The sequence below is a fragment of the Arthrobacter sp. 05N429 genome, assembly GCF_056397045.1.
Map to the genome: position 1 here is coordinate 195,173 of NZ_JBFTMQ010000007.1, position 22,339 is coordinate 217,511.

At 66.5% G+C, this 22,339-nt stretch carries 20 protein-coding genes and 1 tRNA gene; 15 read left to right on the forward strand and 6 right to left on the reverse strand.

Annotated features, from left to right (window positions below):
• The first annotated feature begins 39 nt into the window (after window positions 1–39).
• A tRNA-Ala gene (locus AC1DF4_RS13905) sits at window positions 40–112 on the forward strand.
• A 60-nt stretch (window positions 113–172) separates the two neighbouring features.
• On the opposite strand, the gene AC1DF4_RS13910 is transcribed toward AC1DF4_RS13905, so the two are convergent.
• Complete coding sequence (locus tag AC1DF4_RS13910) at window positions 173–682, reverse strand: DoxX family protein (protein ID WP_476913431.1); 510 nt, start codon at window positions 680–682, stop codon at window positions 173–175.
• An 87-nt stretch (window positions 683–769) separates the two neighbouring features.
• Here AC1DF4_RS13910 and AC1DF4_RS13915 point away from each other — a divergent pair, with 87 nt between their 5' ends.
• From AC1DF4_RS13915 to AC1DF4_RS13930, 4 genes are all read left to right on the forward strand, one after another.
• Complete coding sequence (locus AC1DF4_RS13915) at window positions 770–1,123, forward strand: zinc ribbon domain-containing protein YjdM (protein ID WP_476913432.1); 354 nt, start codon at window positions 770–772, stop codon at window positions 1,121–1,123.
• Between the two features lie 6 nt (window positions 1,124–1,129).
• The gene (locus AC1DF4_RS13920) at window positions 1,130–2,290 is read left to right on the forward strand and encodes an NAD(P)-binding domain-containing protein (RefSeq protein ID WP_476913433.1); all 1,161 of its coding nucleotides are present in this window, start codon (window positions 1,130–1,132) and stop codon (window positions 2,288–2,290) included.
• 56 nt (window positions 2,291–2,346) lie between these two features.
• Window positions 2,347–3,519, forward strand: a complete 1,173-nt coding sequence (locus AC1DF4_RS13925; RefSeq protein WP_476913434.1) for a class I SAM-dependent methyltransferase — start codon at window positions 2,347–2,349, stop codon at window positions 3,517–3,519.
• An 83-nt stretch (window positions 3,520–3,602) separates the two neighbouring features.
• The gene (locus AC1DF4_RS13930) at window positions 3,603–4,856 is read left to right on the forward strand and encodes an ROK family transcriptional regulator (RefSeq protein ID WP_476913435.1); all 1,254 of its coding nucleotides are present in this window, start codon (window positions 3,603–3,605) and stop codon (window positions 4,854–4,856) included.
• Window positions 4,857–4,905: 49 nt separating this feature from the next.
• Here AC1DF4_RS13930 and AC1DF4_RS13935 read toward each other — a convergent pair whose 3' ends face one another.
• The gene (locus tag AC1DF4_RS13935; RefSeq protein WP_476913436.1) at window positions 4,906–5,103 is read right to left on the reverse strand and encodes a hypothetical protein; all 198 of its coding nucleotides are present in this window, start codon (window positions 5,101–5,103) and stop codon (window positions 4,906–4,908) included.
• Window positions 5,104–5,526: 423 nt separating this feature from the next.
• Here AC1DF4_RS13935 and AC1DF4_RS13940 point away from each other — a divergent pair, with 423 nt between their 5' ends.
• Window positions 5,527–6,522: a methylenetetrahydrofolate reductase gene (locus AC1DF4_RS13940; RefSeq protein WP_476913437.1), complete on the forward strand. Its 996-nt coding sequence runs from the start codon at window positions 5,527–5,529 to the stop codon at window positions 6,520–6,522.
• Window positions 6,523–6,549: 27 nt separating this feature from the next.
• Entirely contained in the window at window positions 6,550–8,880 is a 2,331-nt protein-coding gene (gene metE / locus AC1DF4_RS13945) for a 5-methyltetrahydropteroyltriglutamate--homocysteine S-methyltransferase (protein WP_476913438.1), read from the forward strand.
• 104 nt (window positions 8,881–8,984) lie between these two features.
• Here the strand turns inward: metE and AC1DF4_RS13950 are convergent, their stop codons facing one another.
• The gene (locus AC1DF4_RS13950; protein ID WP_476913439.1) at window positions 8,985–9,650 is read right to left on the reverse strand and encodes a DUF4386 family protein; all 666 of its coding nucleotides are present in this window, start codon (window positions 9,648–9,650) and stop codon (window positions 8,985–8,987) included.
• Window positions 9,651–9,791: 141 nt separating this feature from the next.
• Window positions 9,792–10,298, reverse strand: coding sequence for a DUF2004 domain-containing protein (locus AC1DF4_RS13955; RefSeq protein ID WP_476913440.1), 507 nt, complete (start codon window positions 10,296–10,298; stop codon window positions 9,792–9,794).
• A 99-nt stretch (window positions 10,299–10,397) separates the two neighbouring features.
• Between AC1DF4_RS13955 and AC1DF4_RS13960 the strand changes: the two genes are divergently transcribed.
• Window positions 10,398–11,804, forward strand: coding sequence for an aldehyde dehydrogenase family protein (locus AC1DF4_RS13960; RefSeq protein WP_476913441.1), 1,407 nt, complete (start codon window positions 10,398–10,400; stop codon window positions 11,802–11,804).
• Between the two features lie 23 nt (window positions 11,805–11,827).
• On the opposite strand, the gene AC1DF4_RS13965 is transcribed toward AC1DF4_RS13960, so the two are convergent.
• Window positions 11,828–12,760: a LysR family transcriptional regulator gene (locus AC1DF4_RS13965; RefSeq protein WP_476913442.1), complete on the reverse strand. Its 933-nt coding sequence runs from the start codon at window positions 12,758–12,760 to the stop codon at window positions 11,828–11,830.
• A gap of 172 nt (window positions 12,761–12,932) precedes the next feature.
• On the opposite strand from AC1DF4_RS13965, the gene AC1DF4_RS13970 reads away from it, so the two are divergent.
• The 7 genes from AC1DF4_RS13970 to nrdF all read left to right on the forward strand — a co-directional run bounded on the left by AC1DF4_RS13970 (window position 12,933) and on the right by nrdF (window position 21,018).
• The gene (locus AC1DF4_RS13970) at window positions 12,933–14,345 is read left to right on the forward strand and encodes an NAD(P)/FAD-dependent oxidoreductase (protein ID WP_476913443.1); all 1,413 of its coding nucleotides are present in this window, start codon (window positions 12,933–12,935) and stop codon (window positions 14,343–14,345) included.
• The gene (locus AC1DF4_RS13975) at window positions 14,342–15,073 is read left to right on the forward strand and encodes a DUF1365 domain-containing protein (RefSeq protein WP_476913444.1); all 732 of its coding nucleotides are present in this window, start codon (window positions 14,342–14,344) and stop codon (window positions 15,071–15,073) included. The genes AC1DF4_RS13970 and AC1DF4_RS13975 overlap by 4 nt, the downstream gene beginning before the upstream one ends.
• A 2-nt stretch (window positions 15,074–15,075) precedes the next feature.
• On the forward strand, window positions 15,076–16,431 hold the full coding sequence (locus tag AC1DF4_RS13980) for a class I SAM-dependent methyltransferase (RefSeq protein WP_476913453.1): 1,356 nt from the start codon (window positions 15,076–15,078) through the stop codon (window positions 16,429–16,431).
• Between the two features lie 536 nt (window positions 16,432–16,967).
• Window positions 16,968–17,213 carry a glutaredoxin-like protein NrdH gene (gene nrdH, locus AC1DF4_RS13985; RefSeq protein ID WP_056429759.1) on the forward strand — a complete coding sequence of 82 codons (246 nt, stop codon included), beginning with the start codon at window positions 16,968–16,970 and terminating at the stop codon, window positions 17,211–17,213.
• A gap of 43 nt (window positions 17,214–17,256) precedes the next feature.
• Window positions 17,257–17,763: a class Ib ribonucleoside-diphosphate reductase assembly flavoprotein NrdI gene (nrdI, locus tag AC1DF4_RS13990; RefSeq protein ID WP_476913445.1), complete on the forward strand. Its 507-nt coding sequence runs from the start codon at window positions 17,257–17,259 to the stop codon at window positions 17,761–17,763.
• Between the two features lie 68 nt (window positions 17,764–17,831).
• The gene (gene nrdE / locus AC1DF4_RS13995; protein WP_476913454.1) at window positions 17,832–19,952 is read left to right on the forward strand and encodes a class 1b ribonucleoside-diphosphate reductase subunit alpha; all 2,121 of its coding nucleotides are present in this window, start codon (window positions 17,832–17,834) and stop codon (window positions 19,950–19,952) included.
• Window positions 19,953–20,043: 91 nt separating this feature from the next.
• A complete protein-coding gene (nrdF, locus tag AC1DF4_RS14000; RefSeq protein ID WP_224046702.1) occupies window positions 20,044–21,018 on the forward strand; it encodes a class 1b ribonucleoside-diphosphate reductase subunit beta in 975 nt (324 codons plus the stop codon).
• A 434-nt stretch (window positions 21,019–21,452) separates the two neighbouring features.
• On the opposite strand, the gene AC1DF4_RS14005 is transcribed toward nrdF, so the two are convergent.
• A complete protein-coding gene (locus tag AC1DF4_RS14005) occupies window positions 21,453–22,007 on the reverse strand; it encodes a hypothetical protein (RefSeq protein WP_476913446.1) in 555 nt (184 codons plus the stop codon).
• Window positions 22,008–22,339: the final 332 nt, after the last annotated feature.

Below are 22,339 nucleotides of genomic sequence, written 5' to 3' on the forward strand. Positions count from 1 at the left end.
GAAGACGGTCCTTCGCAGGAAAGATTCCCCAGCGATTTCGGGGCTGTGGCGCAGCTGGTAGCGCACCTGCATGGCATGCAGGGGGTCAGGGGTTCGAGTCCCCTCAGCTCCACCGAAGAGGTCCTGCTCACTGAGCAGGGCCTCCTTTGTTTTGTGGAGTCGGTGACCCGGATCAGCGACGGGCTCTCCGGGACTGCCGCCACGCCCGCCAGGCGCCCGTGGACCACAACGCCCACACCACCAGGAGCGGCTGGAACAGCAGCCGGATTCCGCGGCTCTGGTCCGAATTAAGTCCGAACGAATCGGTGCCCGTGGCGAACTGCGAGATGTTGCCCGGGAAGACCGCCACGAAAAACGCCGCCACAATCCAGCCGAGCGCCACCCGCCTCCGACTGAGCAGCAGCAGAGCCAGACCAAGGGCAATCTCCACCAGTCCGGACGCCACCACGATGAAGTCCCTGTCCAGCGGCAGCCAGGGAGGCACCTGCGCGTAAAAGGCCTCCCGGCTCCAGCCCAAGTGGCTGACCCCGGTAAAGACGAGGAACGCGCCCAACAGCAGCCGGCCGGCAGTCCGCCAGCCGGAGCGCAGCCGGTAACCGTCCTGGGACCGGGCAGGACCTTGTGGCTGCACGGGACCCTGGGACTGGGCTGGACCATCGGATGGAACTGGACTGTCGGCCATGCGGCGCCGCCTTCGCTGGGGTGACAGCAGCTTAGCAATCCGGCTTCGACGGCTCTCCGCCCCGGCCGCTCGACTAACATTGGGGACGTGGATGAGACCCTGCCCCCGTGCCCCGAATGCTCCAGCGAATACACCTACGAAATGGGGGCGCTCCTGGTCTGCCCCGAGTGCGCGCATGAGTGGTCGCCGGCCTCGGAGCCGGAGTCCGGGGACCAGGAACCGAAACCGATCAAGGACGCCGTCGGCAACATCCTCGCCGATGGGGACACAGTCACGGTCGTCAAAGACCTCAAGATCAAGGGCAGTTCCACCGTTATCAAGGTCGGCACCAAGGTCCGCGGCATCCGGCTCGTGAACGGCGTCGGCGACCACGACATCGACTGCAAGGTCGACGGCGTCGGCCCCATGCAGCTGAAATCCAGTGTGGTCAAGAAGATCTGACCGGGCATGTCCGCAGGGATTGACGGCCGCGTCCGGACCGCCGACGTCGTGGTGATCGGCGCCGGCCAGGCAGGGCTCTCCACGGCCTACCACCTCCAGCGCCGGGGCTTTATCCCGGCGGGGACAGGGCCGGAAGGCCCGGACCCGGACGGCGGGCCCGTCCGGAGCTACATCGTCCTCGACGCCGAGGACGGCCCCGGCGGAGCCTGGCGCCACCGCTGGAAGAGCCTCCTCATGGCCACCGTGAACGGCATCAGCGACCTGCCCGGCATCCCGCAGCCCGCCGTCGACCCGGAGGAAGCAAGTTCAAGCTTCCTGGCCCGCTACTTCCGCGGCTACGAAGACCAACTGGCGCTGGCCATCGAGCGCCCGGTCAAGGTCCGGTCCGTCTCCCGGGAGGACAACGACGCCGGCGGGCGGCTGCGGATCAGCACGTCCCGGGGCGGCTGGTCGTCCCGGGCCATCATCAACGCCACCGGCACCTGGACCCGGCCGTTCTGGCCGATCTACCCGGGCCAGACGTCCTTCCGCGGACGGCAGCTGCACGTTGCGGACTACGTCTCCGCGGAGGAGTTCAGCGGCCGGCACGTCATTGTGGTTGGCGGCGGCATCTCCGCCGTCGGCCTGCTGGACGAGATCTCCAGGGTCACCACCACCAGCTGGTTCACCCGCCGGGAACCGGTCTGGCGGGACGCCGCCTTCGACCGGCAGGCCGGGCACGACGCCGTCGCCCTCGTCGAGGAGCGCGTGCGGCAGGGCCTTCCGCCGCAAAGCGTCGTCGCGGTGACGGGGCTGATCTGGACCCCTGCACTGCGCGCGGCCGCCGCCCGGGGCGTGCTGGAGCGCCACCCCATGTTCACCGGCATCGAACCCGGGGGCGTGCGGATGGCGGACGGGAGCTTCCTGGCCGCCGATGTGATCCTCTGGGCCACCGGCTTCCGGGCGGAACTTGAACACCTCGCACCGCTGCACCTGCGCGGCCCTGGCGGCGGGATCGCCATGGACGGCACGCAAGTGGCCGCCGAGCCGCGGGTCCACCTGGTGGGCTACGGACCGTCCTCGTCCACGATCGGCGCCAACCGGGCCGGCCGGGCCGCGGTGGCGGGCATCCTGCGTTTATTGGGGGAGCAGGATAAGTTTGCAGGGGACCTCAACCTCCGGGCCTGAACACCGGCCCTGAACAGCCAACCCACCCTGACTCACAAGAAGGCGGCAGCTCGCGCGTGGCGGACAACAATCTTGACTCCCTCTTCTCCCGGCTGCGCAGGTTCCCGGATGTGGAGGCGGCCAACCTGCAGGCCTGGGACGCCACGGACAAGCTTCTCCTGGACACCGCCGCGGACATGCTCGCGGCCGGATCCCTGCACCCCGGCAGCAGGCTTGCCATCGTGGGGGACCGCTACGGTGCCCTGACGCTCGGTGCCCTGGCTCTCGACGACGCCGCCGGCAGCTGGAACGGCCCCGTCCGAGCGCACCAGGACCTCATCACCGGGGAACGGGCCCTTCGCCACAACGCAGGGACGGCGGGCGTTACCGGCGGCTTCGAACAGCACCCCCTCGGGGCCGGGCTGCTGGCCGGGGCGAATGTGGTACTCCTCCAGCTGCCCAAGTCCTTGGCGGAGCTGGAGGAAATCGCCGACGCCGTCGCCCGCCACGCCGCCCCCGACGTCGTTCTGCTGGCAGGCGGCCGGGTGAAGCACATGAGTCTGGGCATGAACGCGGTGCTGGAGCGCTGCTTCGGCGAAGTCCAGCCCCAGCTTGCCCGGCAAAAATCCCGGATCCTGCTGGCCCGCAACCCGCGGCCCGTTCCCGGCACGCCGCCGTTCCCGGTCAAAGACGTCAACAGCGAATTGGGACTGACCGTGTGCGCCCGCGGCGCGGTTTTTGCCGGCACCGGGCTGGATATCGGCACCAGGTTCCTCCTGGAGTTCCTGCCCCAGATCCCGGCGGCGGGCCACGCCGTCGACCTGGGCTGCGGCACCGGGATCCTCGCCGCCATGTACGCCCGCGCCAACCCCGGCTCCCGGGTCACGGCCACGGACCAGTCCGCGGCCGCCGTCGACTCCGCCGGCGCGACGGCGGCAGCCAACGGCCTCGCGGATCAGGTCACGGTGCTCCAAGACGACGCCATGGGCACGCTGCCGGACGCCAGTGCCGATTTGATCCTGCTCAACCCGCCCTTCCACGTCGGCGCGGCGGTTCATGCGGGGGCCGGCATCAAGCTGATTGAAGCGGCAGGACGGGTCCTTGCACCGGGCGGGGAGCTATGGACGGTGTTCAACAGCCACCTCCACTACCAGCCCGCGCTGCAGCGGCTGATCGGCCCCACCCGCGAGGTGGGCAGGAACCCGAAATTCACGGTGACTGCAAGCACCCGGAAATCCACCGATGTGTGAAGCGGGCGTGTGGGCGGTCACACCTGCGTAACGTACGATTCTGACATAAGCAGTGCGTGGCCAAAGACGTTTAGGGGTTATCAGTGACTGAGATCCGCCAGCCCTCGCCGAGGCGCGGAACCAACTTGCCCCGAATGGGCGACTTCAACCTCACGGTGATCCTCGACGCCATCAGGCGTTCCCCGGCCGGCCTGAGCCGGGTCGAACTGGCCCAGATCGTCGGGCTGTCCCCGCAGACGATCTCCAACATCTCCCGCCGGCTGCTGGACCAGGACCTGATCTACGAGGCGGGCAAGGAAGGCACCGGGCCGGGTAAGCCGCGGACCATGCTCCGGCTCAATTCCGCCGGAATGTACGCCGTCGGAGTCCACCTGGATCCGGCCGTGACAACGTTCGTCGTGCTGGATCTCGTCGGAGCCGTGGTCAAGCATTCCCTGATCAAGACGCCGGCCGGCACCGACCCCGGGGCCGTCATCGACACCATCGCCGCCGAAATCAAACAGCTCATCTCGGCGTCCGGCGTCGACCCTGCCCGGATCGCCGGCCTGGGGATCGCCTCTCCCGGGCCGATCGACCTGGAGGAGGGAACGGTCGTGGACCCGCCGCTCCTCCTTGGCTGGGACCGCGTCCCGCTCCGCGATGCCCTGGCCGCGGCCACGGGGCTGACCACCATCGTGGACAAGGACGTGACCAGCGCCGCCGTGGCGGAGACCTGGGCGGGCGGCCCGAGCGGCGCCGGAAGCTTTGTCTTTATGTACATGGGCACCGGAATCGGCTGCGGAATCGTACTCAACGATGAGGTGGTGCGCGGCACCTCCGGGAATGCCGGAGAGATCGGGCACATCATCGTTGATCCCGGCGGGGCACCCTGCGACTGCGGAATGGGCGGCTGCATCAAGTCCTCCTGCATTCCCCAGGTGCTGGTGGCCCAGGCCGTCGAAGCCGGGGTGCTGGACGGTCCGGTGGACGCCGTGACCGGCCCCGCCCTCCAGGAGAGCTTCGCCGCACTGTGTGCCGCCGCCGGTGCCGGAGACCAGAAGGCCCAGGACATCATCGACCACTCCGCCGTGCTGGTGGCCCGCGCCGTCTCGACCGTCGCCAACGCCCTGGACGTGGACCGGGTGGTATTTGGCGGACCGTTCTGGACCGGCCTCTCGCAGCGCTACCTGGAACGGATCCCGGAGCTGGTCCGGGAAGGCAGCGCCACCCGGAAGATCCATGAGATCGAGGTGGTGGGCACCGGCGTCGGCGAGGATGTCGGCGCGATCGGAGCCGCCTGCCTCGTGCTGGAACACACGCTCGCGCCCCGCTCCCAGCGCCTCCTGCTGGAGGGCTAGAGCCGCAGGGTAGACCCGCGGGTCCCGCCGACAGGGTTTCCGCAACGACTCAGTCGATATCCTCAACGACGGTGCCGAACGGGATGGTGTCATCCAGGTGCGCCTGGTGGCCGTGCGGAAGCACCAGAATCCGGACGCCGTGGCGTTTATCCGCCGCGGACTGCATCAGGATGGGCCGCACCGTGTTGATGAAACTCTCGCTCTTGCCGGCGAGATACTCCTGGTAACTTGCTGGAAGCTGGATCATGGCAAAAGGATAGTCCTGCGCGGGCACCTTGGGGAGTGCCTGCGGCGGCAGCGCCGGACCACGCACAGACGGCCCCCGGCGGCATTCGGAGCGAAGAATATTCTGCCCGGGAATGAAATGTGCCGTAAAAGTGCGTCTTAATTCGGGAGTCGACTTGAACGGCTTCCCGGAGGGCCCGTAGAGTTCTAACCAAGTTACCTCAGTAACGTGTCAGCGATCCTCCGCTCAAGGCCAGCCCCACGGCAGCCCAGGAGGGTGTGGGTGCCCCCATGTGGGCCTGACATTTGCTCACGGACAACTTCGTATCAGGCGTAACAGTCGCGGCTGCGTCCTGCTGGAGTTTCCTCCGTGTTCCCCAAACTCAACTCACCGACGGGTCCCGTTACCGGGCGAATCCGTAAGTGTTCACAGCCAAGGACGCAAATGTCTCCACCCAGCCTTATTGACACCCACCCAAATCTTGCCGGCACGGCCCCTGTTGCCCTGTCCTATGAACTGTTCCCGCCCCGGTCGGCCGCGGCCGCGGAGTCGCTCTGGACCACGATTGGCGAACTGGAAAGCACGGACCCGGACTACGTTTCCGTGACCTACGGCGCCAGCGGCTCCAACCGGGACACCGCCGTCGAGCTCATCAACCGCCTCGTCCAGGAAACCACCCTGCGGCCGCTGGCGCACCTGACCTGCGTGGGGAACTCCCCGGAGGAGCTCGCGGAGATCATCGGCGAACTGCTCGACGTCGGCGTGCGCGGCATCCTGGCCCTGCGCGGCGACCAGCCCAAGGACGGCGGCGTGCCTCCCGAGGGATCGCTGCGCTACGCCCAGGACCTGATCGAGCTCATCCGCCGCGTCGAACAGCGCCGCTCCGCGCTGCTGTGCGCCGGCAAGGTGGCCGTCGGCGTCGCCGCGTACCCCACCCGGCACCCGGAATCCCCGAGTGAGGCGCACGACGTCGAGGTGCTGCTGGCCAAACAGCGCTCCGGCGCCGACTTCGCCATCACCCAGGTCTTCTTCCACACCGAGCAGTACGCGGACCTGCTGACCCGGGCCCGCCGGGCCGGCGTCACCATCCCGATCATTCCGGGCGTTATGCCGCTCACCAGCATCCGCCGGCTCACCCGCCTCGGCGAGCTGACCGGCGTCGAACCGGCACCGGAACTCATCGAACGGCTCGCCGCCGCCGATTCCGACGCCGAACGCACCCGGATCGGGGTCAGCGCCACCGTGGACCTCGCCAATGCGGCCCTGGCCGCCGGAGCACCCGGACTGCACCTCTACACCTTCAACGAGCACACGGCCGCCCTGGACGTGCTGGACAAACTCGCCCTGGCCCGTCCTCGAAGAGGCAACCGGAACAGCGGCAACCGGCACAACGCGGCACACACGGCACGGCGCGGCGGCAGCCGCCAGCTCGCCAGCTAACCACCCCACCAAAACTTAGGACTTCCCATGACTGAAAAGAACACGCCCTTCCCCGCAGCCTCCATCCTGGGCTACCCGCGCATCGGCCGCCGCCGCGAACTGAAGACGGCCGTCGAGGCCTACTGGGCCGGCAAGATCGACGCCGCCGCCCTGGACGCCGCCGCCAAGGAAATCCAGCTCGGCACCGCCAAGCGCCTCCAGGGCCTCGGCCTCACCGAAGCCGCCGCAGTCCCTGGCACCTTCTCCTACTACGACCAGGTGCTCGACGCCGCCGCCCACCTCGGCGCCGTGCCCGCACGCTTCGGCAACCTCCTGGACGCCGACGGCCAGCTCGACATCGACGGCTACTTCACCCTGGCCCGCGGCAACAAGGACCAGCAGCCGCTGGAAATGACCAAGTGGTTCGACACCAACTACCACTACCTGGTCCCGGAAATCGGCCCGGAAACCAGCTTCTCGCTGACCTCAGGCCGCATCGTCGAGGAATTCGAATACGCCCTCGCCAACGGTGTTGAGACCCGCCCGTACATCGTCGGCCCGGTCACGTTCCTCCTGCTGAGCAAGGCCTCCGACGACGCCCCGGCCGGCTTCAGCCCGCTGTCCCGCCTCGAGGACATCCTGCCCGTCTACACCGCCCTGCTGGAGAAGCTGGCCGCGGCCGGCGCCGGCTGGGTCCAGCTCGACGAGCCCGCCCTCGTGGTGGACCAGGACACCCCGGCCGGGGAAATCCAGGCCGCCGTCGCCCGCTCCTACGAAGTCTTTGCCGGCGCAGCCAAGCGTCCGCAGCTGTTCGTTTCCACCCCGTACGGCGCGCTCAACGGCCAGCTCGGCACCCTCGCCGCCACCGGCATCGACGCCCTGCACCTGGACGTCTTCAAGGGCGACGTTCCCTCCGCCGCGGCCCTCGCCGCCCTAGGCAACAAGACCCTGGTCGCCGGCGTCGTGGACGGCCACAACATCTGGCGCAACGACCTCGCCGCCTCCGCGAAGAAGATCGCCGAGCTGAAGAAGTCCGTCGCCAAGCTGGCCGTCAGTACCTCCACCTCCACCCAGCACGTCCCGCACGACGTCGACGAGGAAGTCCAGCTCTCCGCGCAGCTTCGCAGCTGGCTGGCCTTCGCCGACCAGAAGGCCACCGAGGTTGTCACCCTCGCCGGCCTGCTGACCGACCCGACCGCAGTCCAGCCGGCTATTGATGAGGCCACCCGAATCATCGCCGACCGCGCCGCAGCCGAAGGCGTCCGCCGCGCCGAGGTCCGGAACCGCACCGCGGCCCTGACCGACGCCGACTTCAGCCGCTCGGCCTACGGCGTCCGCGAGGCCGCGCAGACCGAGGCCCTGCGCCTGCCGCCGCTGCCCACCACCACCATCGGTTCCTTCCCGCAGACCGGTGAAATCCGCACCGCCCGGGCCCGCGCCAACAAGGGCGAACTGAGCACGGAGCAGTACGAGCAGCTCATGAAGGATGAGATCAAGCGCGTCGTGGAGCTGCAGGAAGAACTCGGCTTCGACGTCCTGGTCCACGGCGAGCCCGAGCGCAACGACATGGTCCAGTACTTCGCCGAGAACCTCGAAGGCTTCGACGTCACCGTGCACGGCTGGGTCCAGTCCTATGGCTCCCGCTGCACCCGCCCGTCCATCCTGTGGGGCGACGTCACCCGCAGCGCCCCGATCACGGTGGAATGGGCCCGCTACGCGCAGTCCCTGACCAACAAGCCGATGAAGGGCATGCTCACCGGCCCGGTCACCATCCTCGCGTGGTCCTTCGTCCGCGACGACCAGCCCCTCGGCGAGACCGCCAACCAGGTGGCTCTGGCCCTCCGGGACGAAATCGCGGACCTCGAGGCCGCCGGCATCCAGGTCATCCAGGTGGACGAGCCCGCCCTGCGTGAACTCCTGCCGCTGCGCAAGGCCGACCAGGCCGCGTACCTGGACTGGTCCGTGAAGTCCTTCCGCCTCGCCACCGCCGGCGCCGGGGACGCCACCCAGGTCCACACGCACCTGTGCTACTCCGAGTTCGGCGCCATCATCGACGCGATCGACGGCCTCGACGCCGACGTCACCTCGATCGAGGCCGCCCGCTCCCGCATGGAGGTGGTGCACGACCTCGAGTCCCACGGCTTCGGCCGCGGCGTGGGCCCGGGCGTTTACGACATCCACTCGCCGCGCGTCCCGGGCGAGCAGGAAGTCACCGAACTGCTCAGCACCGCCGTCAAGCACGTCCCGTCCCGCCAGCTCTGGGTCAACCCGGACTGCGGCCTGAAGACCCGCGGCTACGTGGAGACCGAAGAGTCCCTGCGCAACCTGGTCCACGCCACCAAGACGGTCCGCGCGGAACTCCTGGAAGCCGCCAAGTAGTAGCAACAACCGGCAGGTGGGGGAGCGGAAATCCCCTCAGTGGTTGAGCCTGTCGAAACCCGGTTTCGACAGGCTCAACCACTGAGGCGGCGGAGGACATAACCTCAGACCTTCGCGCCTGCCCGATCTTTCAACCGCCAGGCGCTGATAAGCAGCCAAACGGTCCAGACGACGGTGAGGATTATCCCGGACAGCGTAGGCACCGCGTTCGCGGCTGCGAATCCTTCGGCTCCGATGATCCATCCCTGCGCCAAATAGGACACGCCGGATAGCCCCATAAGGATGCCGATTGTGCGGGAGACCCGGCGTGTGGCCAGGATGACCACGCCGGAAATAATCAGGGCGCTTCCGAACAGGAAGCTGTGGTAGCTGCGCATTCCCCACTCCAGCCAGCGGATTCCTTCCGCGCTGACAAAGCGCATTGCCTTCTCCGGCTCTGCAGCGGACGCCCAGGCATTCACCGCGTGCTTCAGGGCGACGCCGTCCACGGCCTGGAGCACGCCGTAGAGGGCAATGGAAACAGCCGCCGCGAGGGCGCCGAAACGGGCTGTCAGGGCCAGTGCACCCTGCGGCAAATTCAGGGCGCCCAGCAGGGCAATCATTCCGCCGGCGAACAGGGCCATGCCTACGAACTGGCAGAGGTGCACCCCGATCCAGATGTCGCTTTGGGCATACTCGGTGAAGGAGGCAACATGGTCGTTTGCACTGGCCGCATCGGCATGAAACAAGCCGGCCACCAGTGAAATCACGACGCCGCCAAAGATCAGCATCGCCGCACTACGCAAAGCCCCTCGGTCCACCGTCCGCGATCCGGATCCCTCAAGGGGCACCGAACGCGTGGTACCGCTGTCTCCTGTTTGGATTTCGTCCATGGTGGCCGCCCTTGTTCGGCGCCGAGAAATAAGCCGGAGTCAGGATTCCCAGAGGATTTCGTCGTCGACGACGCCGTCCTCGTCCGCGGAGGCCACCAGGACCTCGTCGGTGAAGTGCTGGCCGAGCGTGAAGTCCATGACGAAATAGCGTTCCGGCTGGCCGGGGAAGATGCCCACATGGCCCAGCTTCAGCGCCTTGAGGAAGACCGCGTCGGTGAGCTGGTTCTTGTCCTCGACGCCGAACACCTTCCTCAGGTGCTCGTCCTTGATCGCGTTGCAGTGGAAGTGCCGGTACTCCTGCGGGCTGGTGCCGTCCTGCTCCAGCTCCTCGGCGATCATTTCGCGGACCTGGTCCACGAGCTCGGGCAGGAAACGCAACCGGTAGTCAACTTTGTGCATGGCCGCTTCGTCGAAATGGTCATGCGCATTGACATTCAGGTCGAGCTCCACGATCTGGCCCGCCAGTTCATGCTTGGCGGTGAGGTTGTGGTCCCGTCCGTGGTTGAGCTCGACCTCTCCGAAGTGCTTGCTCGCTACCTTGTTCATATCTTCAACATAGTCCTCAAATCCGGCCCGTTCCAGCATTCCCAAGGTTTTATCCGGCACTGCACCCGGCCGGGCACCCGGTGCCGGTACATTGGGCGGATGCAAACCGTTGCCCCCGCTGTCGTCCGCGCCCGTGAGCTCTACGACTCCGGAAGGACCCGCCCGCTGGCCTGGCGGCTGGAGCAACTTCGCAGCTTGCGCCGGATGCTGGCCGAGCGCAGCGCGGAGTTCGCCGAAGCATTGGGCACCGACCTGGGCAAGCACGCCACCGAGTCCCTGCTGACGGAATTCGGCTTCGTCAGCGCCGAAGCCGCGCACCTGGAAAAGAACCTCGAGGCCTGGCTGCGGCCACGCCCGGTCGCGGTGCCGCTCGCCGTCCAGCCGGCCAAGGCCTGGACGGAACTGACCCCGCTGGGCGTGGTGCTGGTGATCGGCCCCTGGAACTACCCGCTGCAGCTGCTGCTCGCCCCGCTGGCCGGTGCCCTGGCCGCCGGCAACACCGTGGTGCTGAAACCGAGCGAACATGCTCCGGCCACCTCGGCGGCCCTGGCTCGCTGGATTCCGGAGTACCTCGGCGGCGCGGCGGAGGTGGTCCAGGGCGGCATCCCGGAAACCACGGCCCTGCTGGCTCAGCGCTTCGACCACATCTTCTTCACCGGAGGCGAAACCGCGGCCAAGGTGGTGCTGCGCGCGGCGGCGGAGCACCTGACGCCGGTCACCCTGGAACTCGGCGGAAAGTCCCCGGCGTACGTGGACTCCACGACGGACCTGGCCAGGGCGGCCAAACGGCTCGCGTGGGGCCGGTTCATGAACGCCGGGCAGACCTGCGTGGCGCCCGACTACATCCTGGCCACCGAGGACGTGCTGGTGCCGTTGGAGCGCGAGCTGGTCAAGGCGATCGGTGAGCTCTTTGGCCCGGACTCCTCCCGCAGCACTTCCTACGGCCGGATCGTCGACGACCGCCACTTCGCGCGGATCGCGGCCCTCGCCGACGGCAGCACCGTGGTCCACGGCGGCGAACGGGACCCCGCCAGCCGCCACTTCGCCCCGACCCTGCTCCGGCCCGCCCCCGGAGACACGGTCATGGGGGAGGAGATCTTCGGGCCGCTGCTTCCGCTGGTCCCGGTCGCCGGACGGGACGAGGCCATCCGGATGATCAACGACGGCGCCAAGCCCCTGGCGCTGTACGTGTTCAGCAACGACGCCGGCACGCGCCGGGCCTTCGCCGAACGCACCTCCTCGGGGGCGCTGTGCTTCGACGTCCCGGCCGCGCACCTGATGGTCCCGGGCCTGCCGTTCGGCGGGGTCGGCGGCAGCGGCATGGGCGCATACCACGGGGAACACTCGCTGCGGACGTTCTCGCATGAGCGGTCCACCCTGGCCAAGCCGCAGCGCCCGGACACCCTCGCGCTGATCTACCCGCCCTACAGCCCGGCCAAACACCGGATCATCAGCGCCCTCGCCGGGATGGGAACGGGACTCCGCCAGCTGCTCCGCCGGCGCTGAGCCGGGGCTGATCCACCGCTGGCTCAGCCTTTGCGGGGGATGGCCTGCTTCAGGGTGGAGGAGTTGAACGTGTCGGCCAGCAGTTCGACGAACAGCTGGACCTGCGCGGTCTGCTTTTCGTTGATCAGCAGGGCAAAGACGTTGCGGGCCAGCCGGATCTCCGGAACGTCCAGCACCACCACCCCGGCCGGGCGGTGCAGCAGGGCCAGCTCCGGAACCAGGGCCGCGCCCAGCCCGGCCGCGGCCATCTCGAGGCTCGCATGGAAGTCATCGCTGTACGCGACCACCCGCGGGTGCAGGTTGCAGCTGGCGAAGAGCCGCTCAATCACGGTGGCGTCGGACGTGCCGGGATGGTGCACAATCCACGGCATGTCGGACAGGTGGTCCGCCGCGACCTTGGACTCCGTGCCGATGCCCCAGGCCGCGGGCAGCACCACCCGGAAGTCGTCGTCGCCGATCCACTGCCGATTCACGGTGTGCGGCCACGCGAGGCCGGACTGCCCCACCTGGTACACCAGGGCGACGTCGAGCTCGCCGCCGGCGCGCAGGCCCTGGATGGTCTGGGCGGGCTCCGCCACGGACACCCGCAGGTCGATTCCCAGTTTCTTCCAGGCCGGGTTTTCCAGGAGCCGCGGCAGTACATATGTGGCCAGGCTGGGGAAGATGCCCAGCCGGAGTTCCTGCCGGGCGGGATCCCCGGTGCGGGAGGCCGCCGCCATGAGCGCCTCGATGTCCGTGAGCACCTTGGCCGCGTGCCGGGTCATGACGAGGGCTGCTTCGGTGGGATGGATGCTGCGCGCCGAGCGCTGGAACAGCTCGACGCCGGTGTCGCGTTCCAGCGCCGACATCTGCTGGGATACCGCCGACGCCGTGTAGCCGAGCCGGGTGGCGGCCGCCGCGAAGGATCCCAGGCGGGTCACTTCGACAAGGGTCCGCAGGTGGACGGGATTGATCAAAGTGCTGCCCTTCGCAGGTTCCGGTGAGGCGGGACCGCAATCCCGCTTCATTCTGGCACATTGGTGGAAAACAGAATGTTGGAAAGTCGCACTCATCCGTCGGCCCCGCGGCGACGAATTGCCCATAAGACGATTCATCAGGACGATTCAGGCGAAGCCAACAGGAGCAGAAGTGTCAGATGCAGCAGGGATTCCCCAGGGCCGGCGAGTAGCCGTGATTGGCAGCGGCGTGGCGGGACTGACCGCCGCGTACGTCCTGAACCGGCAGGACACCGTCACCCTCTTCGAAGCCGATTCCCGGCTGGGCGGCCACGCCCACACCCACGACGTGCCGCAGGACGGCGGCCCGGTGCTGGGGATCGACACCGGCTTCATCGTCCACAACGAGCGGACCTACCCCACGCTGCTGAAGCTCTTCGCCGAGCTGGGTATCGAAACCCAGGACTCGGAGATGAGCATGTCCGTCCGCTGCGACGGCTGCGGCCTGGAGTACGCCGGCGCCCGGGCCAAGGGCCGCGGCATCCTGCCCCGCCCTTCCACCGTGCTGCGCGGCCGCTACCTGCTGATGCTGCTCGAGGTGATGCGCTTCTACAAAAGAGCCCGCGCGCTGCTCGCCGAAGCGGCGCCCGCCGGGAACAACCAGTCCGGGGAACCGGAGCTGACCCTGGGGGAGTTCCTGGCCCGGGAGAAGTTCAGCAGCTACTTCATCTCGCACTTCATGACCCCGGTGGTGAGCGCGGTCTGGTCCTGCGACCCCACCACGGCGCTGGCCTACCCGGCGCGCTACCTCTTCACCTTCCTGGGCCACCACGGCCTGCTCGGCGTCTCGGGCTCGCCGCAGTGGCGCACCGTCACCGGCGGCTCGCGCACGTATGTGGACAAGCTCGCCGCCACGCTGCCGGACGTCCGCCTCTCCAGCCCGGTCACCGGAGTGCGCCGCCACGCGCACGGCGTCGAGCTGACGGTCAGGGAAGGGAACGGCGGCCCCAGCACGGAAGACTTCGACGCCGTCGTGATCGCCACCCACCCGGCCCAGGCACTGGGCATGCTCACCGACGCCTCGGCCGCCGAGCGGGACGCGCTCGGGGGGATGCCGTACTCGGTCAATCACACCGTCTTCCACCGCGACGCCGCCGTCCTGCCGTCCAGCGACAACGCCAAGGCGTCCTGGAACTACCGCCTGCCCGCCTGCGACGCCCGGCCGGACAAGGTCCTGGTCAGCTACGACATGACCCGGCTGCAGCGGCTGGCCCCCGCGGACATGGGGCGCTACATCGTCAGCCTGGGCGAGTCCGAGCTGATCGCGGACAACACGGTGATCGAGCGCATGGTCTACGAACACCCGCAGTACACCCCGGAATCCCTGAAGGCCCAGCAGCAGATCCTCGCACTCGGCGACGGCCGGCTGGCCTTCGCCGGCGCCTACCACGGCTGGGGTTTCCACGAGGACGGCGCGCTCTCCGGCGTCAAGGCCGCGGAGCGGCTCGGACGTTCCTGGAACGGCCCCGCCGTCGACCTTAACGAGGAGTACCGCGCCGTCGCCGTCGACCCCGACCTGCAGACCGTCCCCGCGGAGGGCTCATGAGCGCCACGGCCGCCATCTACCGCACGTCCATCGCGCACGTGCGGCGCACCCCGCTGAAGAACGCGTTCACGTACCGCAGCTACAGCTGGTACGTCGACGTCGACCGGCTGCCCGCGGTGCCCCGCCTGCTCCGGCCGCTCGCCGGCTTCAGCGTCGCGGACCACCTGGGCGACCCGGACGGAACCCTGCGCGGCAACGTCGAGGCGTTCCTGGCCACCCGGGGGATAACCCTCGACGGCGGCAGGATCACCATGCTGGCCAGCGCCCGGGTGTTCGGCCACGTTTTCAACCCGCTGAGCCTGTTCTGGTGCCACGACGCCGCCGGGGAGCTCCGCTGCGTCCTCGCCGAGGTCCACAACACGTACGGCGAACGTCACTGCTACCTCCTCGAAACGGACGACGCCGGCCGCGCCAGCGTGCCCAAGGCGTTTTACGTCTCGCCGTTCAACGATGTCGAGGGCGAGTACCGGATGAAACTCCCGGAACCCGGCGAACGGCTCGCCGTCTCGATCGTCCTCGAGCGGGAGGGGCAGCGGCCCTTCGTCGCCAGCATGGACGGCGAACGGCACGACGCCACTGTGCGGAACATCCTCGCCGCGGCGCTCGCGGTCCCGCTGGCACCCCTGCGCGTCTCAGCTCAGATCCGCTGGCAGGGAATTAAGCTTTGGGCACGTCGGCTGCCCATCATCAAACGACCACACCACCCCTCACAGGAGGCAGTTCAGTGACAATGACCGAAGCGACCGGATCGGGCGCGGCGCGCCGGACGAACGAGGCCGCAGCCCCCTACACCGTCCCGCAGCCGCCCGCCGTCGTCGACGCCGCCATCTGGCCCAGCATCGCCACGGTCCCGGCCGGCCTGAAAACCGCAGTGGCCGGCCGCGTCGCCGAAGCCATCTTTAAGGCTGCCGTCCGCCGGCTTCCGCTCGAAGTCCGGTACCCCGACGGCACCGTCCTCGGCAAGGCCGCCGCGCCCGGGCACACATACCCGGTCATGACCATGAACCGCCCCGAGGCGTTCGCGGCCCGGCTCGGCGACGGCGGGCTGATCGGCCTGGGTGAGTCCTACATGGCCGGCGACTGGGACGCCGACAACCTGACCGCCGTGATGGAGGTCTTCGCCGCCCGCGTCGGGACCCTGGTGCCCGAACCGCTGCAGAAGCTGCGCGCGCTCTACCTGCCCCGCCAGCCGCGGAAGGAACGCAACACCGAACAGAACACCCGCTCCAACATCTCCCGGCACTACGACCTGTCCAATGAGCTCTTCGCCACGTTCCTGGACCAGACCATGACGTACTCCAGTGCGCTGTTCCCGGAATCGGGGGAGGCGCTGAAGAGCGTGAGGTGGGACGGCTTCGCCGCCGCGCAGCAGGCCAAGATCGACCGGCTGCTGGACAAGGCCGGCGTCGGACAGGGGACCCGGGTGCTGGAAATCGGCACCGGCTGGGGCGAACTAGCTCTTCGGGCCGCCCAGCGCGGCGCCACCGTCTACTCCGTCACCCTCTCCAGCGAGCAGCAGGAACTGGCCCGCAAACGCGTCGCCGACGCCGGCTACACCGACGCCGTCACCATCGAGCTCAAGGACTACCGCGCGGTGGAAGGCGAGTACGACGCCGTCGTGTCCGTCGAGATGATCGAGGCCGTGGGCTTCGAGTACTGGGCCACCTACTTCCAGACGATCGAACGGGTTCTGGCCCCCGGCGGTAAGGTCGCCATCCAGGCCATCACCATCGCGCACGACCGGCTGCTGGCCACCCGCTCCAGCTACACCTGGGTGCACAAGTACATCTTCCCGGGCGGCGTCATCCCCTCCGTGCGGGCCATCGAGGACATCACAGAGAAGCAGACCGGTCTCCGTGTCCGCGAACGCCTCGCCATGGGCGAGCACTACGCCCAGACGCTGCGGCTCTGGGAGGAACGCTTCATGGCCCGCTCCGCCGACGTCCAGGGACTGGGCTTCGACGAGATCTTCCAGCGCATGTGGCTGTTCTACCTCTGCTACTCCCGCGCGGGCTTCGAGACCGGCTACCTCGACGTGCAGCAGATCGTACTGGACCGCCGGACGGCGGGCGAGGCGGCCGGCTGAGCTTCGCTGTAAGACTCCTCACGCCGAAAAGGCGGGCACCCCCGGGGGTGCCCGCCTTCTTCGTGTTGCCGGACACTACCTGTGGTGTTTAACAGCACCGCGGGCCACTGTGCGCCGCACCGCGACACGCCGTCTCCGGCGCGACACGCTGGGCAGTTAATTGTGCAAAGGTACTCCACAGCCTGTGGATTTCGTCCGGCAAAATGGCGGAAACACGGACATTTTGAGGCACCCTGCCTGTGGACTGGTGGTGCATTAAATGACATACTTGTAATACATCATCTTGGGGTCCACATCGGGCTCTTGCACTACATGTAGTATCGACATACAGTTCCAGAGCAGTAGTAAGAGCAGCAGTTCAGGAGCAGCAGGGCCCGCCAGGTGCGGCCAGTAACGGATAAGGATTCCTGTCCCGGACCGGCCCGCCCGGACTACTGGGACCAAAGACGCAGCAGAGACTCAGCTCAACAGCATCAGCTCCTACGCAGCACACATTTCGCAGTACCAAAGACTTCAACACAAAGGGGACAGGGACCATGACCGTTACGGTTTACACGAAGCCGGCCTGTGTTCAGTGCAACGCGACATACCGCGCGCTGGACAAGAAGGGCATCACCTACCAGAGCGTCGACATCTCGCAGGATGCGGATGCCCTCGAGCGCCTGAAGGCCCTCGGCTACATGCAGGCCCCGGTCGTTGTCACGGACCAGGACCACTGGTCCGGTTTCCGCCCCGACAAGATCGAAGAACTGGCCCAGGCTTCCGCCGTCGCGGTGGCCTGAAACGCTTCGAACGAAGACACGTCAGATGAGGTGAGTGACTCCCATGGCACTGGCAACCGCCGGTACGACGCCGGCAGCAGACTTAGCGCCAGCGGCGGAAGAAGCTCGGAACGCGGACGCAGCCCGGACCACCGGCAGCCACCTCATCTACTTCTCCTCCACCTCGGAGAACACCGCACGCTTCATCAGGAAGCTGGGCATCGACGCCGCCCGGATTCCCCTCCATTCGAGGGAACCCGCGCTCGTGGCCACCGAGCCCTACGTGCTGGTGCTTCCCACCTACGGAGGCACCGGGGGAGAGGGATCCGTTCCAAAGCAGGTCATCCGCTTCCTGAATGATCCACGCAACCGGCAACAGCTCCGGGGAGTGATCGGGGCGGGCAACACGAACTTCGGGGACAACTACTGCATGGCCGGCGACATCATCGCCGCCAAATGCCGGGTACCCCACCTATATCGATTCGAACTCATGGGGACGCCGGAAGACGTCAGCCGAGTACAACAAGGATTGGAAGAATTTTGGACACGACTGTCGAAGACACTGAAGTGACCGGGGTTTCCCACGCGGCCAGCAGCACCGCCGTCGAGAAGCACACCGTCCCCGGTGAGAAGCCGGCCATGCCGGCCGCCTACCAGGGCCTGGGCTACCACGAGCTCAACGCCATGCTGAACCTCTACGGCCCGAACGGGGAGATCCAGTTCGAGGCGGACCGCGAGGCGGCGCACCAGTACTTCCTGCAGCACGTGAACAACAACACCGTGTTCTTCCACGACCTCGAGGAAAAGCTCGACTACCTCGTCAAGAACGAGTACTACGAGCGCGAAACCCTCGACCAGTACACGATGAACTTCATCCGCGAGCTCTACAACCGCGCGTACAAGAAGAAGTTCCGCTTCGAGACCTTCCTGGGCGCGTTCAAGTTCTACACGTCCTACACGCTGAAGACGTTCGACGGAAAGCGCTTCCTGGAGCGCTACGAGGACCGCGTCTGCATGGTGGCCCTGCACCTGGCCCGCGGCGACGAGCAGCTCGCCCTGCAGATGGTGGACGAGATCATCGAAGGCCGTTTCCAGCCGGCCACCCCCACGTTCCTGAACGCCGGCAAGCGCCAGCGCGGCGAGCTGGTCTCCTGCTTCCTGCTGCGCATCGAAGACAACATGGAGTCGATCGGCCGCTCCATCAACTCCGCCCTCCAGCTGTCCAAGCGCGGCGGCGGCGTGGCCTTCGCCCTCACCAACATCCGCGAGGTCGGCGCGCCGATCAAGCAGATCGAGAACCAGTCCTCCGGCGTCATCCCCGTGATGAAACTCCTCGAGGACAGCTTCTCCTACGCCAACCAGCTCGGTGCCCGCCAGGGTGCCGGCGCGGTGTACCTGCACGCGCACCACCCGGACATCTACCGCTTCCTGGACACCAAGCGCGAGAACGCGGACGAGAAGATCCGCATCAAGACCCTCTCGCTCGGCGTCGTCATCCCGGACATCACGTTCGAGCTGGCCAAGAAGGACGAGGACATGTACCTGTTCTCGCCGTACGACGTCGAAAAGGTCTACGGCATGCCGTTCTCCGACGTCTCGGTCACCGAGAAGTACTACGAGATGGTGGACGATTCCCGGATCAAGAAGACCAAGATCAAGGCGCGCGAGTTCTTCCAGACCCTCGCCGAGATCCAGTTCGAATCCGGCTACCCGTACATCATGTTCGAGGACACCGTGAACCGGGAAAACCCGATCGACGGCAAGATCATCATGTCCAACCTGTGCTCCGAGATCCTCCAGGTCTCCCAGCCCACGACGTACCACGATGACCTGTCCTACGACCAGACCGGCAAGGACATCTCCTGCAACCTGGGCTCGCTGAACATTGCCAAGACCATGGACTCGCCGGACTTCGGCCTGACCATCGAGACGGCCATCCGGTCGCTCTCGGCGGTCTCGGACATGTCCAACATCACCTCGGTGCCCTCGATCGCCCGCGGCAACGACCAGAGCCACGCGATTGGCCTCGGCCAGATGAACCTGCACGGCTACCTCGCCCGGGAACGGGTCCACTACGGTTCCGAAGAGGGCCTGGACTTCACCAACATCTACTTCTACTCGGTGGTGTTCCACGCGGTCCGCGCCTCCAACCGGCTGGCCATCCAGACCGGCCAGACGTTCGGCGGCTTCGAGAAGTCCAAGTACGCCTCGGGCGAGTTCTTCGACAAGTACACGAACCAGGAATGGGTCCCGCAGACCGCCAAGGTCGCTGAGCTGTTCAAGAACATCCACATCCCGACGCAGGATGACTGGCGCGAGCTGAAGGCCTCCGTCATGGAGCACGGCATCTACAACCAGAACCTGCAGGCCGTCCCGCCGACGGGCTCGATCAGCTACATCAACAACTCCACCTCCTCGATCCACCCGGTGGCGTCCAAGATCGAGATCCGCAAGGAAGGCAAGCTGGGCCGCGTGTACTACCCGGCGCCGTACCTGACGAACGACAACCTGGAGTACTACCAGGACGCGTACGAGATCGGCTACGAGAAGGTCATCGACACCTACGCAGCCGCCACGCAGCACGTGGACCAGGGCCTGTCCCTGACGCTGTTCTTCAAGGACACCGCCACCACTCGCGACATCAACAAGGCGCAGATCTACGCATGGAAGAAGGGCATCAAGACCATCTACTACATCCGTCTCCGCCAGCTCGCGCTGGAGGGCACAGAGGTGGACGGCTGCGTCAGCTGCATGCTGTAGCTTCAACCAAATCGTGACAGTACGACGGCGGGCGCCCGCCCGCCGTCGTACGCTTTAACTAGAGAACCGACCCAACTTTTTAGGGGATGACATGACCGAGAAGGTCAAGCTGCTTAGCCACGTTGAAGCCATTAACTGGAACCGCATCCAGGACGACAAGGACGTGGACGTCTGGAACCGCCTGGTCAACAACTTCTGGCTGCCGGAGAAGATCCCGCTGTCCAACGACGTGCAGTCGTGGGCGACGCTGACCCCGGACGAGCAGCAGCTCACCATGCGCGTGTTCACCGGGCTGACCCTGCTGGACACCATTCAGGGCACCGTCGGCGCCGTCTCGCTGATCCCGGACGCGCTGACGCCGCATGAAGAGGCTGTCTACACGAACATCGCCTTCATGGAGTCCGTGCACGCGAAGAGCTACTCCTCCATCTTCTCCACGCTGGCCTCCACCAAGGAGATCGACGAGGCATTCCGCTGGTCCACCGAGAACGTGAACCTGCAGAAGAAGGCCCAGATCGTCATGGACTACTACCAGGGCGACGATCCCCTGAAGCGCAAGGTGGCCTCCACTCTGCTGGAGAGCTTCCTGTTCTACTCCGGCTTCTACCTGCCGATGTACTGGTCCTCACGGGCCAAGCTGACGAACACGGCCGACCTGATCCGCCTGATCATCCGCGATGAGGCCGTGCACGGCTACTACATCGGTTACAAGTTCCAGAAGGGCCTGGAGGGCCTGTCCGAGGAGCGCAAGCAGGAGATCAAGGACTACACCTTCGAACTGCTCTTCGAGCTGTACGAGAACGAAGTCCAGTACACGCACGACCTCTACGACTCCGTCGGCCTGGCCGAGGACGTCAAGAAGTTCCTGCACTACAACGCCAACAAGGCGCTGATGAACCTGGGCTACGAGGCCATGTTCCCGGCCTCCGTCACCGACGTGAACCCGGCCATCCTGTCGGCCCTGTCGCCGAACGCGGACGAGAACCACGACTTCTTCTCCGGGTCGGGTTCGTCGTATGTGATTGGCAAGGCTGTCAACACTGAGGATGACGACTGGGACTTCTAGTCTCTTGTGAGATGTCGACCTAATTGGAAGAATGGAACCCTATTTGGAAGAAACGCATCGCCTAGTTAGAAGTCTTCCGAATAGCTACCACTAAAGCGGGCCCTGCACGGCAAACCGTGCAGGGCCCGCTTTGTGAGCACTCAGCAGCCCATGACTTGATGACGACCGCAGGGAGTTGCGCTTTGCGGAGTGCACGCAGCGGGCATGCTAGACGAGTGGTTCAATGCCGACGACGGGCGATGTCGTCCGGAAGGCTGGGATGTGATCGTCGCGAACTTGGATCCAGAAGTCCCCTGGAACCCCGACCTCACAGGTTGCTCGAGGCCTCCCTCAGGGACCCTTCCATAAAGTCCCCAGCTGCCCCTGAGCACCACGTACGGATCGACAGCGCCCTGCTGATCCCGCTACTGGGCTATAGGCCTCGGGGAGGCGTCTTAGGCGCAGTCGTCACAGATACCTGTGGCGGGCAACTGAATCCCGTGCACGGGGCATACCGGCTTCGGCTCCGCCGCTTGCTTCTTCGGCGGGTTCACCCGGGCCTCGTATTTACGTGTCAGCTGAGGCTCGGCATCAGCCGGCACGTCAGCGCCGAACCGCTTGTAGCACTCGAGACGCTCGGCCGCCGCGGCGCGCTCACGTTCGAGTTCGGTCTGAGGCATGTCTTTACCCGCGGCGCGGAGGACTGCGTCGAATCCGCTGCCGACCGTCCCGTCTGTTGCGCTAACCACCAGGGACGACAGCGCGGGCAAATTCTGCTCCAGGCAGATGTGGATGACTCGGTTCAGCAACCTTGAACTCAGGTTCTGGACCAGCATCCGTGTGCTGGTCCCCGTTGCTTCAAACGCCCGCGTGGCGAGCTCCGAATACGTGATGTAGTTCCCGTACGTGTTGGCCACTTCCTGCAACACCGGCACGGACGCCTGGGCCCACCTTTCAATGTCCTTTTGAAAAGGGGTCTCCTCGTCGAGGTCGGTCGTGGTGCTGGGCAAAGGTCGTTCCCCTCATCGCTGTTGCGCAGTGTCGTTCAGAATTCTAACCGCTCGGCGTGAGATCCGGCTGCGACCTAATCGGAAAATGGTGCTGATTTGCAGCACCCTTCGCACAAGCAGGAGCGCGGAGCACGATTACGGCACTATCCTGCCGGAGATCCGATCTACTGACTGAGCAATTTCTGTCGGTGACGGTCGAAAACTGAGCCATTGTGACGGTTGAAAACTGAGCCACCTGTTCCAAACGATTGGGTGGGTGATCACAGTGGAGGATTGGGCGCTTATTCGGCGGTTGCATCTTGCCGAGGGTGAGTCGATGAGGTCAATAGCGG

Excerpts from the sequence above, each read along its gene's own strand:
- AC1DF4_RS13910 (WP_476913431.1), bottom strand. The coding sequence starts at position 682 with ATGGCCGACAGTCCAGTTCCATCCGATGGTCCAGCCCAGTCCCAGGGT.
- AC1DF4_RS13920 (WP_476913433.1), top strand. The coding sequence starts at position 1,130 with ATGTCCGCAGGGATTGACGGCCGCGTCCGGACCGCCGACGTCGTGGTG.
- AC1DF4_RS13935 (WP_476913436.1), bottom strand. The coding sequence starts at position 5,103 with ATGATCCAGCTTCCAGCAAGTTACCAGGAGTATCTCGCCGGCAAGAGC.
- AC1DF4_RS13940 (WP_476913437.1), top strand. The coding sequence starts at position 5,527 with ATGTCTCCACCCAGCCTTATTGACACCCACCCAAATCTTGCCGGCACG.
- metE (WP_476913438.1), top strand. The coding sequence starts at position 6,550 with ATGACTGAAAAGAACACGCCCTTCCCCGCAGCCTCCATCCTGGGCTAC.
- AC1DF4_RS13950 (WP_476913439.1), bottom strand. The coding sequence starts at position 9,650 with ATGCTGATCTTTGGCGGCGTCGTGATTTCACTGGTGGCCGGCTTGTTT.
- AC1DF4_RS13955 (WP_476913440.1), bottom strand. The coding sequence starts at position 10,298 with ATGAACAAGGTAGCGAGCAAGCACTTCGGAGAGGTCGAGCTCAACCAC.
- AC1DF4_RS13960 (WP_476913441.1), top strand. The coding sequence starts at position 10,398 with ATGCAAACCGTTGCCCCCGCTGTCGTCCGCGCCCGTGAGCTCTACGAC.
- AC1DF4_RS13975 (WP_476913444.1), top strand. The coding sequence starts at position 14,342 with ATGAGCGCCACGGCCGCCATCTACCGCACGTCCATCGCGCACGTGCGG.
- AC1DF4_RS13980 (WP_476913453.1), top strand. The coding sequence starts at position 15,076 with ATGACCGAAGCGACCGGATCGGGCGCGGCGCGCCGGACGAACGAGGCC.
- nrdH (WP_056429759.1), top strand. The coding sequence starts at position 16,968 with ATGACCGTTACGGTTTACACGAAGCCGGCCTGTGTTCAGTGCAACGCG.
- nrdI (WP_476913445.1), top strand. The coding sequence starts at position 17,257 with ATGGCACTGGCAACCGCCGGTACGACGCCGGCAGCAGACTTAGCGCCA.
- nrdE (WP_476913454.1), top strand. The coding sequence starts at position 17,832 with ATGCCGGCCGCCTACCAGGGCCTGGGCTACCACGAGCTCAACGCCATG.
- nrdF (WP_224046702.1), top strand. The coding sequence starts at position 20,044 with ATGACCGAGAAGGTCAAGCTGCTTAGCCACGTTGAAGCCATTAACTGG.